Raw genomic sequence first — 14,274 nt, forward strand, 5'->3', positions numbered from 1 at the left:
AATTGGAGCGCTCAACATGAAGCACTTCCCGATCTTTATGGCCCTTGAAGGCCGCCGCGTCGTCGTCTCGGGCGGCGGTGAAGCCGCATTGGCCAAACTGCGCCTGCTTTTGAAGACGGAGGCCAAGCTTTCGGTTGTCGCAGAAGACGCGGCGCCGGACATCCATGACTGGGCGGCGCAGGGACGCCTGACCCTGATCCCGCGCGCGATGGAGCCCGGCGACGCGCTGTGCGCCTCACTGTTTTATGCGGCCAATGAAGATGACGCCGAGGACGCGCGCGTCGCGGGTTTGGCGCATCGTGATGGCGCGTTGGTCAACATTGTCGACAATCTGGCTGACAGCCAATTCATCACACCCGCGATTGTGGACCGTGACCCGGTGACGGTGGCGATTGGCACGGAAGGCGCCGCGCCGGTGCTGGCGCGTTCGATCAAGAAATCGCTGGAAGAACAGCTGTCGCCCAACCTCGGCCTGATGGCGCGGATCGGCAAAGCGTTCCGGTCCAAGGTTGAGGCCCTGCCTTTTGGCGCAAAGCGGCGCGCGTTTTGGTCGGATTACTATAGCACGGATATCGCTGACGCCGATGTGGCGCAGGAACGCCTTGAAGATCTTTTGGACACCCACCTGAACGCGCCGAAGCGCGAGGGTTGGGTTGATTTGGTCGGCGCTGGGCCCGGTGACCCTGAGCTGCTGACGCTGAAAGCGCGCAAGGCGCTCGATAACGCGGATGTTGTTATCTATGACCGGCTGGTCGCGCCTGAAATTCTGGAACTTGCACGCCGTGAGGCTGTGATGCTGTCCGCTGGCAAGGAAGGCTTTGGCCCATCGGTTACGCAAGACGCTATCAATGAAATGATCGTCAGCCACGCCCGTGGCGGTGCGCATGTGGTGCGCTTGAAGTCCGGCGATCCGACCGTCTTTGGACGGCTGGATGAGGAAATTGAGGCCTGCGAGGCATCGGGCGTGAACTGGACCATCGTGCCGGGCATCACGGCCGCGTCCGCTGGCGTGGCTGCTTTGGGCCAAAGCCTGACGAAACGCGGTCGCAACTCTGGCGTGCGCTTTATCACGGGCCACGACACCAAGGGCTATGCCGCACATGACTGGCGCGCTTTGGCGGCTGAGGGCGAGGTTGCGGCGATATACATGGGCAAGAAAGCCGCACGGTTTTTCCAAGGCCGGTTGCTGATGCATGGCGCGGACCCAGCAACGCCAGTGACTGTGATCGAGAACGCATCGCGTGCGTCCCAACGCATTTTGGCAACCAAGCTGAGCGAGCTGGAGCCGAGCCTGACCGAGGCAAAATTCGACGGCCCTGCCCTAGTATTTCTTGGCCTCGCGCCGCGCGCTGCCCTGTTGGCGGCAGAAGAATTTGAACAACAGGAGGCTGCGATATGAGCAAGCCCTTTACCCCAAAAGTTGTCACCGCGAACGCATTGCTGGAAGGCGACGTGATCTATTTGACCGAAGGCGACGACTGGTCGCGCGCGTTGGAAGACGCGGAGGTGATCGAGGACGAGGCGCATGGCGATTTGCGTCTGTTGCATGCTCAAAGCCAACCCGACCAAATCGTCGGCGCCTATCTGGCTGACGTGATCCTCACCGAGGACGGCATAGCACCCGCGCATTTCCGCGAGGAATTTCGCACCAAAGGGCCTTCGAACTACAAACATGGCAAGCAGGAGCTGGCGTAATGTATCAGTATAACTCATTCGACCGCGACTTCTTGGCGGAACGCAACGCGCAATTCCGCGCGCAGGTTGAGCGCCGGATTGACGGCTCCCTCACTGAGGATGAATTCAAACCGCTGCGCCTGATGAACGGGCTCTATCTGCAGCTGCACGCCTATATGCTTCGCGTGGCCATCCCCTATGGCACGCTGAATTCTACGCAGATGGACCAGCTGGCGATGATCGCTGACAAATGGGACAAGGGCTACGGCCATTTCACCACGCGCCAGAACATCCAGTATAACTGGCCCCAGCTGCGCGACGTGCCCGATATGCTCGACGCTTTGGGCGAAGTTGGCATGCATGCCATCCAGACCAGCGGTAACACGATCCGCAATGTGACGTCGGACCATTTCGCCGGTGCCGCAGCGGACGAGATTGAAGACCCGCGCCCCACAGCTGAATTGCTGCGTCAGTGGTCTACGGATCACCCGGAATTCCAATTCCTGCCGCGCAAGTTCAAGATTGCCGTAACCGGTTCGCCCAATGACCGCGCCGTGACCAAAGCCCATGACATTGGCCTGCGCATGGTGCGCAACGCAGCCGGTGAGCCGGGCTATGAGGTCATCGTGGGCGGCGGTCTGGGCCGCACGCCCATGATCGGCAAAGTGCTGCGGGAGTTCCTGCCCAAGGCCGACCTGCTGCCTTATGCGGAAGCCATCGTCAGCGTCTACAACCTGCTGGGCCGCCGCGACAACAAATACAAAGCCCGCATCAAGATCACCGTGCATGAGAACGGGATCGACACGATCCGCGATCTGGTTGAGGAGCGTTTCGCATTGCTGAAGCCGCAATTCAGCGGCGTCGATCAGGAGATGCTGAAAGGCATTGAGGCGCAGTTCGCAGCGCCCGCGTTTGAGACCGGCTCGATTGCACCGTTCAAAGCGGCGTATCATGAGGATCCGGTGTTCCGGTCCTGGGTCGACACCAACATCACCAAGCACCGCAATGACGACTATGCCATTGTGTCGATCAGCATCAAAAAGCAGGGTCAGACACCCGGCGACGCGACCTCGGAGCAGATGCGGGTTATGGCTGAAATTGCGCGCGAGTTTGCGCATGATGAGCTGCGCATCAGCCATGAGCAGAACGTGATCCTTCCGCATGTGCATAAATCCCACCTGCCCGCGATCCATGCCCGCCTGCGCGAGGTAGAGCTGGCCACGGCCAATATCGGCCTGATCTCCGACATCATCGCCTGCCCCGGCATGGACTACTGCGCGCTCGCCACCGCCCGTTCGATCCCGGTGGCGCAGCAAATTGCCACCCGATTTGACGAGCTGAAGCTGGAGCATGACATTGGCGAGCTGAAGATCAAAATTTCAGGCTGCATCAACGCCTGCGGGCATCACCACGTGGGTCACATTGGCATTCTGGGCCTCGACCGTGCGGGCGTCGAGAACTACCAGATCACGCTGGGTGGCGATCACACAGAAACCGCTGAAGTTGGTCAACGCGCCGGCCCGGGCTTTGCCTATGACGAAATCGTGCCCGCGATTGAACGCCTGATCGCGGCCTATCTGGAGCTGCGCCTGGACGCGGACGAGACGTTCATAACCGCCTATAGGCGGCTTGGGATGGCGCCTTTCAAAGCCGCCCTTTACCCGGAGGTCGCAGCCAATGCCGCTTAAGGAACTGGCCGAACGCCGCAATCTGTTGCACCGCAAAAGCGATGCGCAGACCGTTTTGAAGCACGCGCTTGACGACGTGCAAATCGGCGAGGTCGCCCTGGTCTCCAGTTTTGGCGCGGAAAGCGTTGTGCTGTTGCATATGGTGGCGCAGATCGATCCGGCGACCCCGGTGATTTTTCTGGACACGGAAATGCTGTTTCCCGAAACGCTGACCTACCAGCGGGAGGTCGCAGATTTTCTGGGACTGACGGACCTGCGTGTTGTGACGCCCGCCCGCGAAACGCTGCTGGAGCGCGACGTGGACGGCATTTTGCATACGTTTGACACCGATGCCTGCTGCGCCTTGCGCAAGACCGAGCCTTTGGAAGCGGCCCTGCAAGGCTTTGGCGGTTGGATCACCGGACGCAAACGCGTGCAGGGCGGGCAGCGCGCGGCCTTGCCTTTGTATGAAAAAGACGACGGCGCCCGGATCAAGATCAACCCGCTGGCCGATTGGACACCCGAGATGATCGCCGACTACATGGATGCGTATGATTTGCCGCGCCACCCATTGGTCGCGCGCGGCTTCAAATCCATCGGTTGTGCGCCCTGCACCACCAAAGTCGGCGAAGGCGAAGACCCGCGCGCTGGCCGGTGGCGGGGTCAGGAAAAGACGGAATGCGGCATTCACTTTGAAGGCGGCAAGCCCATAAGACAGGAGAACGCGGCATGAGCGTTTTGGTACATGACACTGGCTTTGTGGCCGATGACTGGACGCGCGGCTACACACCACTGGCGGATTTGCCCGCGAATGACACGCCGTGTTGCATCGACATTCCGTCAGATGCGGATCCGGCAGGGCTGGCAAACCGGTTGGGCGAATTGGACATGATCCGCATCGACTTCCCCTCCTCGGCTGATGGGCGCGGGTTCACGATTGCGCGGCGTTTGCGGCTGATGGGGTATGAGGGTCGGTTGCGCGCCAAAGGGCATGTGATTGCGGATCAATATGCCATGGCGCGGCGCGCGGGCTTTGACGAGGTGGAGATCCCCGATGATCTGGCCGCGCGCCAGTCTGAGGCGCAATGGCTGGCCCGTGCCGATTGGCGCGCGCATGACTACCAAAACCGGCTGCGCGGCTGAGCCGCATATCGCAAATTCCACACTCCCCAAACACCACACTTTCCAAATATAAACCGTTCGCATACAAACGAGGTGCGTGGCATAGGCCGCGTGGTAGAGATATGAATGACATGACATTGACAGACCCCATCAAAGCCGTCCCCACCCTGCCCGACGCCCAGACCGTGACCTCAGTCACGCATTGGACGGACCGGTTGTTTTCGTTCCGCGTCACGCGCCCTGCGAGCCTGCGGTTCCGTTCAGGCGAGTTCGTGATGATCGGCCTGATGGGTGACCCGCATCCCGAGACCGGCAAGCAAAAGCCGCTTCTGCGGGCCTATTCCATTGCCTCGCCCAGCTGGGATGAAGAACTGGAATTCTACTCGATCAAGGTGCAAGACGGGCCGCTGACCTCCAAATTGCAGCACATCCAACCAGGTGATGAGATCATTCTGCGCCCCAAGCCGGTGGGCACATTGGTCCATGACGCTCTGCTACCGGGCAAACGGCTTTGGTTCTTCGCCACCGGCACCGGATTCGCACCTTTTGCGTCCCTGCTGCGCGACCCGCAAACATTTGAGGATTACGACCAGATCATTATGACCCATACCTGCCGTGACGTGGCCGAGCTGGAGTATGGCAAGCAGTTGATCGAGCACATCCGCACGGATGAAATGATGGGCGAGCTTTTGGGCGAAGAGAACCTGAAAAAACTGGTCTACTACCCAACGACCACCCGCGAAGAGAGCCCGAAAATGGGCCGCGTCACCACGCTTTTGCAAGATGGGACGCTGTTCAAGGACCTCGGAATTGACGGCATCGCGCCCGAGACCGACCGCGCCATGGTGTGCGGATCGATTGGGCTCAACACCGATATCAAGGCGATACTTGAAGATTTCGGGCTGGAAGAAGGCGCCAATAGCGACCCGAAACATTACGTGGTCGAAAAAGCCTTCGTGGGCTAAGCCCTTCCCGCTTCGTTCTGTCAAAAATACTCAAATCCCGGCCCTTGTGACAGGGGCCGGGATTTGATCATGAAGCGCTTTTGAAAAGCAGGCAGCCGACAAGAAAAAACCGCGCGCCCAGCGAAGGGCGCGCGGTTTGGGTTTTTAGTAAGCGTCTTTACTGACCAATCGCAGCTTTCACGGCGTCGAGGGCCGATTTGAGCTGTTCGGGGTTGTCACGCGCAGCTTCAACGCCCTTTTTCAGAGTTGAGCTTAGAAGCGGGTTCGAGACGTTCTCGTCGATCAGGTTCGAGACTGCGTCGAGGTTAAACCCATCCACGGTCAGAACGTCTGTAACACCAGTTGTGGCATCGTCAGCGCCTTCTGTCGCGGCCTCAGCACCATCGGTTACGGCATCGGTTACACCGTCGACAACATCTGCTGCACCTTCGGTGGCAGCTTCCACGCCATCTGTTACCGCTTCAGTTGCACCTTCTACAACGTCAGTGGCGCCTTCGGTTACGGCCTCAGCCGCACCTTCAACAGCGGTCTCGGCACCTTCTACGGCAGCCTCTGCGGCCTCTTCGGTTGCGGCTGCAGCCTCTTCTGCCAGTTTCGCAGCTTCTTCCTCAGCAGCCTTGGCAGCTTCTTCGGCTTCCATTTTTGCGGCTTCCGCGGCTGCGGCGGCTTCTTCTTCAGCGGCTTTCGCTTCTTCAGCCAGCTTGGCGGCCTCTTCTTCGGCTGCGGCGGCAGCTTCTTCTTCAGCGGCTTTCGCTTCCTCCGCCAGTTTCGCGGCTTCTTCTTCGGCGGCCTTTGTGGCGGCAGCGGCTTCTTCTTCGGCCTTCATCTTCGCCTCTTCGGCGGCTTTCGCGGCAGCTTCTTCAGCGGCGGCAGCAGCTTCAGCGGCATCGTCATCACCCGAGAACCACCCCATGGCGGAGGCCGGAGCAACAGCTGTGGCCCCCAGAACGGCAGCCAAGGCAAAAGCAGAGAGTAGGTGCGTACGCATATCAAAATTCCTTGTTTCATGGGGAACGATGGCCCCGATGGCCTCGATTTAGGCAATGCGAGAGCGATCAACAATGAGGCTTTAGGGGGAAAGCTTGCGGATTCGCGTCATTCCGCTCAAATGGCGCTTGAACCGCTAGCCCCCGCCCCTTAGTTTGCGGGCCTGACGCATTGTCGAAACAACATAAGGAACTGGCACCATAGCCCGTAGACCCCATAACGCGCCTCCGCAGCGCGACACCGGCCCCCGCGTAAATGACCGGATCAATTCTGCCGAAATTCGTTTGATCGGCGCCGAAGGCGAAAATGTAGGCGTTGTGACCCCGTCGCGCGCCATGCAAATGGCTGACGATGCCGGGCTCGACCTTGTTGAAATTTCCCCGAACGCGAACCCACCGGTTTGCAAAATCATGGATTTCGGCAAGTATAAATACGAGACCCAGAAGAAAGAAGCGGAAGCCCGCAAGAAGCAAAAGATCATCGAGATCAAGGAAGTCAAATTCCGCCCCAACACGGACACGCATGACTATGAGGTCAAGATGCGCAACGTGTACAAGTTTCTTGAAAATGGCGACAAGGTGAAGGTCACTTTGCGGTTCCGTGGCCGCGAGATGGCGCATTTGAACCTGGGCCGTGAGCTGTTGGAACGTGTGGCCGAGGATGTCGACGGTAAGGGCAAGGTCGAGAACATGCCCAAGATGGAAGGTCGCCAGATGATTATGTTGATCGGGCCCGTCAAAACCTGATCTGCAGACCACCGAATTTTCAAAGCCCCGCCATTGTGAGCGGGGCTTTTTATTTGTCCGATGGTGTGACCGGCCCCCTGCGCGGCTGGGGTCGTTGCGGGATTTCTTTCAAAAGCCCGCCGACGCCCATTGCAGCGATATCATCGCCCGTGACCTGCAAGCCGCAGGCGATCCGTTCCAACACGAAATCAGCGCCGTTTAAGGCGGGGGAACGCGCGCATCCGGGCAGACCGATGACGGGGCGATTTTGATACTGGCCCACGAAGAGCAGATTGCCCGGATCAACCGGCATCCCAAAGCGTGTGACCTGCCCACCCGCAAGTCGCAAAGCCTCGGGGGCAGTGTCATGCGGGTCTGACGTGGCGGACGCCGTGAGGATCATGACGAGGTCTTCGGTGCTAGTATGGATGGCTTCGGCGATTGCGTCCTCACGATGGGGTACAGCGCTGACGTGGGACAGCTCCATGCCCAGGGCCTGCAACCGAGCGCGCGTCGCCGCGATGCCTTTTTCATTGGATGGCCCAGCGTCCGTTTCGGTCACGATCAAACGGGCCGTTTTCAATGTGACCGGGTGCAGACCCAGCGCAGGCTGCGCCTTTCCCGCGCATGCCTCGGCGCTTTTCAAAGCTGCCTCACTGACCGCATAGGAAATGATCTTGATCGTGGCCAACAGGCCGCCCGTCTCCATCCGGCTGAGCGGCAACACAGTGGCGCAGGTGATCATCGGATCGCATGCGTTTACTGCGTCGATCACGCGCGCGTCGATTTGGGCCACGCCGGGACCCGATGCCACCACGTTCACGCGCCCTGTGAAAGCCGTTGTTACGCTTACACCACTCGCACCTTTGGTCAACGCTGCGGCCAGTCGGGTTGCGGCTGCGTTTTCGTCGATATCGGAGGACTCCAGGCGTGCTACGACGACCGTTTCAATCCCAGCCTCGTCCAAGGCTGCAATGTCTGCGCCGGTCAGAACCGCCCCTTTGCGCAATCGGCCCGTGGCGATCTTCACCGAATGCGCGAGCGTCGCGCCTTCTGCGTCGCCGACCGGAACGGAGCCGAATTTCACGTCTTCCGCCCTTTCGGGCCGCGCAGCCGCAGCAGGATTTCCGCCATGATCGATACCGCAATCTCACCCGGCGTTTGCGCGCCAAGATCGAGGCCGACGGGGGCGTGGATGCGCGCGATCTCGGCTTCGTTAAACCCTGCCTCCGTCAGCCGTGCGACACGCTTGGCGTGGGTGCGCGTAGAACCGAGACAGCCCAGATAAAAGCAATCAGAGCCCAAAGCCGCCATGATCGCCGGATCATCAATTTTGGGGTCGTGGGTCAGCGTCACAATTGCGCTGCGCGCGTCGGGTGCGAATGTCGCAAGCGCCTCATCCGGCCAATCCTGCGACAAGGTTTCACCGGGAAACCGTGCCTCGGACGCGAAAGCCGCCCGCGGGTCAATCACCACCGGGGCAAACCCCGCCAGCCGCGCCATGACAACCAAAAGCTGCGCGATGTGAACCGCGCCGACGACGGCCATGCGTAGGGGCGGGTTATGGATTGCGATAAATTCTTCGCCGTTAAACCCGGATTTGTCGGCAGCAAAGCGGTCTGCAAGGGCGTCGTTTGGCGCTTCCAATCGGCGGGCCCAGCTTGATGTGTCGACGCAATAGGCAACTGCTGATTTGTTGGCGCGGGCATCGACCAAGTCTTGCAACATCGCCTCAGGCAAGGCGGTGCCAACCGGTTCGACCATGACTTTGATCTCACCCCCGCAGGCGAGCCCAACGGCAAAGGCCTCATCATCACTGACGCCGAATTCCAACATGCGCGGCTGGCCGTCCTCGATGGCCTCAATAGCTTCGACAATGACCGCGCCTTCGACACATCCGCCTGAAACGGAGCCCATGATGTCAGCGGCGCTGTTGATGGCCAATTGGCTTCCAACCCGACGCGGGGCCGACCCCCAGGTTTGCACTACGGTCGCAAGTGCCGCGCCCTGCCCGGCCTTGTGCCAGCGAAGCGCGATTTCGGGAATATCGTCAAAGTCCTGCGCCACAATTGATCCCTGTTGATGTTACGCCTTCGACCCTAAGCAAGCCTGATGCGCATGAAAAGCGCATAGCGTGTCAGCACGCCTCAATTGCCATGTGCGCGCAAGAGGCGTAGACCAAAGGCAGTAGAATTGGGAGCAGCGCCATGAACATATCGACACCGATCACATCCAAAGACGCGCCGGATATGGCGCGGTTCGACTGGGACGACGCTTTCCGCCTCGAAGACCAGCTGTCGGAAGAAGAGCGCATGCTGCGTGACAGCGCCCGGGCCTTTGCGGAGGCTGAGCTCGCCCCCAAGGTTATTGACGCTTACCGCGAAGAGACGTCCGATCCGTCTATCTTTGCCAAGATGGGTGAAGCGGGCCTGCTGGGCCTGACCGTGCCGGAAGCCTATGGCGGCTTGGGCGCGTCCTACGTGACCTACGGGCTTGTCGCGCGCGAGATTGAGCGCGTGGATTCGGGTTACCGGTCGATGATGTCGGTGCAATCGTCTCTGGTGATGTACCCGATCTATGCCTACGGATCGGAAGAACAGCGTCAGAAATACCTGCCCGGTTTGGCCGCGGGCAGCTTGATTGGCTGTTTTGGTTTGACGGAACCCGATGCGGGGTCTGACCCGGCGGGCATGAAGACCGTCGCCAAGGCCAAGGGCGACGGCTATGTGATTTCGGGATCCAAAATGTGGATTTCGAACGCGCCGTTCGCGGATGTGTTCGTCGTCTGGGCCAAATCCGAGGCGCATGGCGGCAAAATCCGCGGGTTCGTTTTGGAAAAAGGCATGGCAGGCCTGAGCGCACCCAAGATTGGTGGCAAACTGTCTTTGCGCGCCTCCACCACCGGCGAGATCGTGATGGACGGCGTCGAGGTTGGCCCAGAGGCGTTGCTGCCAAATGTCGAGGGCCTGAAAGGCCCGTTTGGCTGCCTGAACCGTGCCCGCTACGGGATCAGCTGGGGCGTTATGGGTGCCGCCGAATACTGTTGGCACGCCGCGCGGCAATATGGGTTGGATCGCAAGCAGTTCAACAAGCCCATTGCGCAGACGCAGCTGTTCCAGAAAAAGCTCGCCGATATGCAGACGGAGATCACGCTGGGCCTGCAAGGGTCGCTGCGCGTGGGCCGGTTGATGGACGAAGGCAATGCGGCCCCAGAAATGATTTCACTGATGAAGCGCAACAATTGCGGCAAAGCATTGGACATCGCGCGCCACGCCCGCGACATGCATGGCGGCAACGGGATTTCGGAAGAATTTCAGGTGATCCGCCACATGATGAACCTTGAAACCGTCAACACCTATGAAGGGACGCATGACGTGCATGCCTTGATCCTGGGCCGCGCCATCACGGGGCTGCAGGCGTTTTTCTAAACGCCAAGGCCCAGAAGCGGCAAAAGCAGGCTGAACAAAAGGGATCTCGATTGAGAACCCGTCACTGTCATCGGCGTCGTCCTCGGCCTCTGCGGCTAGGATCGAGCTGTGTTCAAATGGCATGTCGATCATCGGCAGCAGCGCCTCATCTGACGGGTCCAGATAAGGGTCAGCGGCCAAAATCGTGGGGGTGCCGCCATGCCAACCCGCGATCTCCGCCTCGCCCTCAAAGCTGCGCGCGAAGGTCAGGCGAATGATCTCACCGGGCTCATTGAAGGTGATGGCAAGTTCATTGTCGCGGTGCTGCGGGGTGAAGCTTTCGCGGATGCCGACGGCGTATGTTTCCGCCTCCGGCGATTGATCAACGCCCGGTGTTTCCGGCACGCCAAACAGTGTGTTCCAGTTTTCCGGCACCTCGGCCGTCAGGCTTTCGCCCCAGACCCGCGTCACAGGGCCCAGCCCGTCCATTGTCAGGGTCGTGGCGTAGCTTTCGCCGTCGAATTCAGGGGCAGCCAGAAAAACCACCAGTTTGTCCGGGCTGTCAAAGCCATAGATCGACACCTGATCGGTCGCGTAGTGATCATTGTCCTGATACCAATCGAGCGCCTTGGTCCCGATCAGGCTTTCGCCCATCATGTCTTGGGTGGCACCGCTGACGAAGACATAAGGCTCACCGTCTGATCCGGTCCAGCTGTGCCGCGCGGCGTGGACGGAATCCCAGCCATAGGTGCCCGCGGCCTCAACGCCCAAGGGTTGATAGGCGCTGAACGTCTGCAGAAGGTTTTCGCCGTGATCCATGCCATGGGCACGGATGTTCAACGCGTCCTGATAGAATTGTTCAAATGCCAGATTGCTGCGGTCATTGTGGTCGATGGAGGCGCCGGGGTTGGCGTCTTCATACTCGTTCGCGGCCTCTTTGCGTGTGTAGCTTACGGTGTTGTAGGCCGACAGATACAGGTTTGGGCTGTCACCGCCCAAAGCGTCGGCCGCATCGGACCAGTCTTCCATTGCCGCGCCGGTCTCGCCCACTTGCGCGTCGGACCAGCGTGGTCCGAACAGAAAGCGGTGATGCGTGACCATGTCGGCCATCAAGATCGCTTCGTCGCTGAGCGTATCCAGAAGCGCGTCATTGGCGCCGTCGCCACGGCCAAGCTGGACACTGTAGCGCGTTTGGTCAGGGTCGACGTCATAGCGGGTTTCAATCGTCTCAATCACCTCTGCATAGGCGTTGACAACCGCGCCGTAGCTTTGCGCCTGTGCGACCGGATCGCCGTCGAAGACAAAGTTGTACTCGTTGCCAATTTCGAAAATCATCTTGTCGGGGAGCGGACCAAATGTACCGGAGTAGAGGTCGTCAAAAAACGCCTCAGCGTCGAACTTCAACGCGTTCGGATCGTTTTGATAGCGCATGGTCGGCAGGATGATCGAAACGGTGTAGTCATTGGCGACTGCGACCTCGAGAATGCCGTCAAGATCAGGGCGATTGCCCAGTGCTGCCGGATCAAACAAGCCTTCATGCTGGAAGCCGTAGAGGTCCGTGTTCTTTTCTGATGTGGTGCCATCGGGCCAGATCAGCAGGCCAAAATCGCCGTCTTCGGTTTGATTTTCAAACCGGTTGATATTGCGCCACCCCGCGTAGCGCGCGCCAAAATTTTCTTCTGTGATCGTCAGAGCGCCGTCGACCGGCGGCTCTGCAGTCAGATCGCGTAACTCAAACACCTATTTCACCCACTCAAACCTCGCCTCATCGGGGTAAAAGAAGCGTGTTAAGCGTTTATGTTCTGATGCCTGCGGCTTTACTTAAAGTTAAACGAAATAGTGCCTGATTCGGTCTAAGCTGTTGTCATGTAGTCAAAATCGTGGCTCGAGACCGTTAAAATGCGAGATAGATTTCCACTCAATCAAGCGTCTTGCGCTCGACCGTAAAGAAAAAATCAGGCGCGATGTTGGATTTGAACGCAATGTCATCTGGCACAGATGCGGGACCTTCAAGAAAGACATTGGCACCGAAATGCGTGTGCATCCGCGCCAAACGTTGCATCCGTTCGCTGGTCAGCTCGCCGTAGAATTGCGCGTAGTTTTGGGTGGCCTTCAATGCGGCGATCTTGGCGCGGTGATTGGCAACGGCGCTGTGATGGAGTGCCGCAATCTCAGGATCGGCCATCAGCGCGTCATATTCCGCCTGAAGCAGCGCGCGCTTACTCTGGATGGAGCGGTCGACTTCCCAATTGTTGTTCATCCGAAACCAGTAGCTGAGCCCCTGATCGCGGTCGACATGGTTGACCCGACCCCGGTCGCGTTTGACCAAGAAGCTTTCCGCGCTGCGCACCGCATAGTGGTTCAGCGTCACCAGATCGTAGCCGTAGCTGTCCAGGCTGGAGCGCCAGCCGTTGCGCATCAGCTTGGTCGGCATGGGGTTACCTGACCCATTGACCCAATTGATCTGGTCCCACAGGTCGGGCTTGAGCCCTTTGGGGCGATGGACGCCCATCTTTTTGTAGATCCCAAGATTGCGAAACAGGGTTTTGAACCCCCAGGCTTGATGCGGCTTGCGGCACAGCTCGGGCGCGCAGCGGTCGAACTGGTCGATGAGGAAGCGGTCTTCATAATCATGCCGATCCGCATTGCCAAAGAGCCGCCACGTGAGGGAGATCATATTCGCCTCGCCCACGGCGTCGTAAAGGTCGCCTAGCCGCCCCTCGCCCACATGAATGTTGATGAACTCATCAACATCCATTGAGATGACCCAGTCAGCGTCCCGAAGAATTTGTTCTTTGTCAGAGGCCGCTAGCGCCCAGTGCTGTGGTTTGATGCCAGTGCCGTGGAACTTGTTGTCGCGCCGTTGGACGAGGCCTTTCGCCATGAGCGCGTTCAACAGCTCATCCGTGCCGTCGTCACAGTCATTGGTGTAGATCAAGAAATCATCGACACCGATAGTGCGGTGATAAGCGAGCCATTCGAGGATGAACGGGCCCTCGTTTTTCATGCAGGTGACAATCAAGGTGCGCCGTGCCTGCGCCCCGTTTTTTGGCGCTGCGGCAATGTCGCTTTCTGGTGCCCTGACAGGCTTATGCGCGAAGATGTCATGCGACAGCTTGAGCAGGTCTGGGTCTTCGATCAGCGATGTCTTGGGCACGATTTCTGCGGTTGTGTTGTCCGGGTGGCGGATCGCCATGGCGCGCCAGAACCCGGCAGTATCGTTTGGGCCGGGCTTGGCGTCCATGATCCGCACAAGGCGCCAAATCTGATCAGAATTGAGCTTCGCGGGCGCAATGCACCAACGCCGATTGGCGCGGGAGGTGTCAAACTGGCGGCAAATGTGGTCACCAAAGGTCGGCGCGGCGCGACCGCGTACCCGCCAAGGGTAGATGCGCTGCCCCACCAGTTGGACCACGCCAGCATCGCTGTCATGGACCGTCTCAAACGGGTTGCTACCGGGCTGCAACAGATCTGAGAGATCAAGGTTCATCACAGCGCGTGCGCGGGCCAGAAAGCGCCATTTTGCGATTTCATAGACCTGGAGTTCACCCAGCGGTGCGGTCCACGGGTCTGGCGCGGGCAGCGTCATCCGATCCTTGCCCGGCGCGTCCGCGGCATTGAACGCATGTTGTGCGGGTGGCAAGTCAGGTGCGCCCATGGGCACATCGCAAGTGACATGCACGAGCCGCTTTAGGCCGCAGCGCGCGGTAAGCGCTTGAATTTCTTT

The 14,274-nt window shown here is 59.4% G+C and carries 12 protein-coding genes; 8 read left to right on the plus strand and 4 right to left on the minus strand.

Features of this window, described 5'->3' with window-relative positions:
- The first annotated feature begins 16 nt into the window (after positions 1-16).
- The 6 genes from cysG (at position 17) to ACZ1G7_RS03795 (ending at position 5,428) form a co-directional block, all read left to right on the plus strand.
- Positions 17-1,399, plus strand: a complete 1,383-nt coding sequence (cysG, locus tag ACZ1G7_RS03770; RefSeq protein ID WP_472663658.1) for a siroheme synthase CysG — start codon at positions 17-19, stop codon at positions 1,397-1,399.
- Positions 1,396-1,695, plus strand: coding sequence for a DUF2849 domain-containing protein (locus ACZ1G7_RS03775; protein ID WP_472662424.1), 300 nt, complete (start codon positions 1,396-1,398; stop codon positions 1,693-1,695). Before cysG ends, ACZ1G7_RS03775 begins: the two co-directional genes overlap by 4 nt.
- Positions 1,695-3,362, plus strand: coding sequence for a nitrite/sulfite reductase (locus ACZ1G7_RS03780; RefSeq protein ID WP_472662425.1), 1,668 nt, complete (start codon positions 1,695-1,697; stop codon positions 3,360-3,362). Before ACZ1G7_RS03775 ends, ACZ1G7_RS03780 begins: the two co-directional genes overlap by 1 nt.
- Complete coding sequence (locus tag ACZ1G7_RS03785) at positions 3,352-4,074, plus strand: phosphoadenylyl-sulfate reductase (protein ID WP_472662426.1); 723 nt, start codon at positions 3,352-3,354, stop codon at positions 4,072-4,074. The genes ACZ1G7_RS03780 and ACZ1G7_RS03785 overlap by 11 nt, the downstream gene beginning before the upstream one ends.
- Positions 4,071-4,484, plus strand: coding sequence for a DUF934 domain-containing protein (locus tag ACZ1G7_RS03790; protein ID WP_472662428.1), 414 nt, complete (start codon positions 4,071-4,073; stop codon positions 4,482-4,484). Before ACZ1G7_RS03785 ends, ACZ1G7_RS03790 begins: the two co-directional genes overlap by 4 nt.
- A 110-nt stretch (positions 4,485-4,594) precedes the next feature.
- Positions 4,595-5,428 (plus strand): ferredoxin--NADP reductase, encoded by an 834-nt coding sequence (locus tag ACZ1G7_RS03795; protein WP_472662430.1) that lies wholly within the window; start codon positions 4,595-4,597, stop codon positions 5,426-5,428.
- 157 nt (positions 5,429-5,585) lie between these two features.
- On the opposite strand, the gene ACZ1G7_RS03800 is transcribed toward ACZ1G7_RS03795, so the two are convergent.
- Positions 5,586-6,416: a hypothetical protein gene (locus ACZ1G7_RS03800; RefSeq protein WP_472662432.1), complete on the minus strand. Its 831-nt coding sequence runs from the start codon at positions 6,414-6,416 to the stop codon at positions 5,586-5,588.
- Positions 6,417-6,699: 283 nt separating this feature from the next.
- On the opposite strand from ACZ1G7_RS03800, the gene infC reads away from it, so the two are divergent.
- Positions 6,700-7,161 (plus strand): translation initiation factor IF-3, encoded by a 462-nt coding sequence (infC, locus tag ACZ1G7_RS03805; RefSeq protein WP_472662434.1) that lies wholly within the window; start codon positions 6,700-6,702, stop codon positions 7,159-7,161.
- A gap of 49 nt (positions 7,162-7,210) precedes the next feature.
- Here the strand turns inward: infC and ACZ1G7_RS03810 are convergent, their stop codons facing one another.
- The gene (locus ACZ1G7_RS03810; protein ID WP_472662435.1) at positions 7,211-8,227 is read right to left on the minus strand and encodes a molybdopterin-binding protein; all 1,017 of its coding nucleotides are present in this window, start codon (positions 8,225-8,227) and stop codon (positions 7,211-7,213) included.
- Positions 8,224-9,207, minus strand: coding sequence for an XdhC family protein (locus ACZ1G7_RS03815; RefSeq protein ID WP_472662437.1), 984 nt, complete (start codon positions 9,205-9,207; stop codon positions 8,224-8,226). The genes ACZ1G7_RS03810 and ACZ1G7_RS03815 overlap by 4 nt, the downstream gene beginning before the upstream one ends.
- Positions 9,208-9,347: 140 nt before the next feature.
- On the opposite strand from ACZ1G7_RS03815, the gene ACZ1G7_RS03820 reads away from it, so the two are divergent.
- Entirely contained in the window at positions 9,348-10,568 is a 1,221-nt protein-coding gene (locus ACZ1G7_RS03820; protein ID WP_472662439.1) for an acyl-CoA dehydrogenase, read from the plus strand.
- Positions 10,569-12,465: 1,897 nt separating this feature from the next.
- On the opposite strand, the gene ACZ1G7_RS03825 is transcribed toward ACZ1G7_RS03820, so the two are convergent.
- Complete coding sequence (locus tag ACZ1G7_RS03825; protein ID WP_472662441.1) at positions 12,466-14,205, minus strand: glycosyltransferase family 2 protein; 1,740 nt, start codon at positions 14,203-14,205, stop codon at positions 12,466-12,468.
- Positions 14,206-14,274 lie beyond the last annotated feature (69 nt).

It is taken from the genome of Litoreibacter sp. JB4-2 (assembly GCF_055693445.1).

Excerpts from the sequence above, each read along its gene's own strand:
- ACZ1G7_RS03780 (WP_472662425.1), top strand. The coding sequence starts at position 1,695 with ATGTATCAGTATAACTCATTCGACCGCGACTTCTTGGCGGAACGCAAC.
- ACZ1G7_RS03795 (WP_472662430.1), top strand. The coding sequence starts at position 4,595 with ATGACATTGACAGACCCCATCAAAGCCGTCCCCACCCTGCCCGACGCC.
- ACZ1G7_RS03800 (WP_472662432.1), bottom strand. The coding sequence starts at position 6,416 with ATGCGTACGCACCTACTCTCTGCTTTTGCCTTGGCTGCCGTTCTGGGG.
- ACZ1G7_RS03790 (WP_472662428.1), top strand. The coding sequence starts at position 4,071 with ATGAGCGTTTTGGTACATGACACTGGCTTTGTGGCCGATGACTGGACG.
- ACZ1G7_RS03825 (WP_472662441.1), bottom strand. The coding sequence starts at position 14,205 with ATGGGCGCACCTGACTTGCCACCCGCACAACATGCGTTCAATGCCGCG.
- cysG (WP_472663658.1), top strand. The coding sequence starts at position 17 with ATGAAGCACTTCCCGATCTTTATGGCCCTTGAAGGCCGCCGCGTCGTC.
- ACZ1G7_RS03820 (WP_472662439.1), top strand. The coding sequence starts at position 9,348 with ATGAACATATCGACACCGATCACATCCAAAGACGCGCCGGATATGGCG.
- ACZ1G7_RS03775 (WP_472662424.1), top strand. The coding sequence starts at position 1,396 with ATGAGCAAGCCCTTTACCCCAAAAGTTGTCACCGCGAACGCATTGCTG.
- ACZ1G7_RS03785 (WP_472662426.1), top strand. The coding sequence starts at position 3,352 with ATGCCGCTTAAGGAACTGGCCGAACGCCGCAATCTGTTGCACCGCAAA.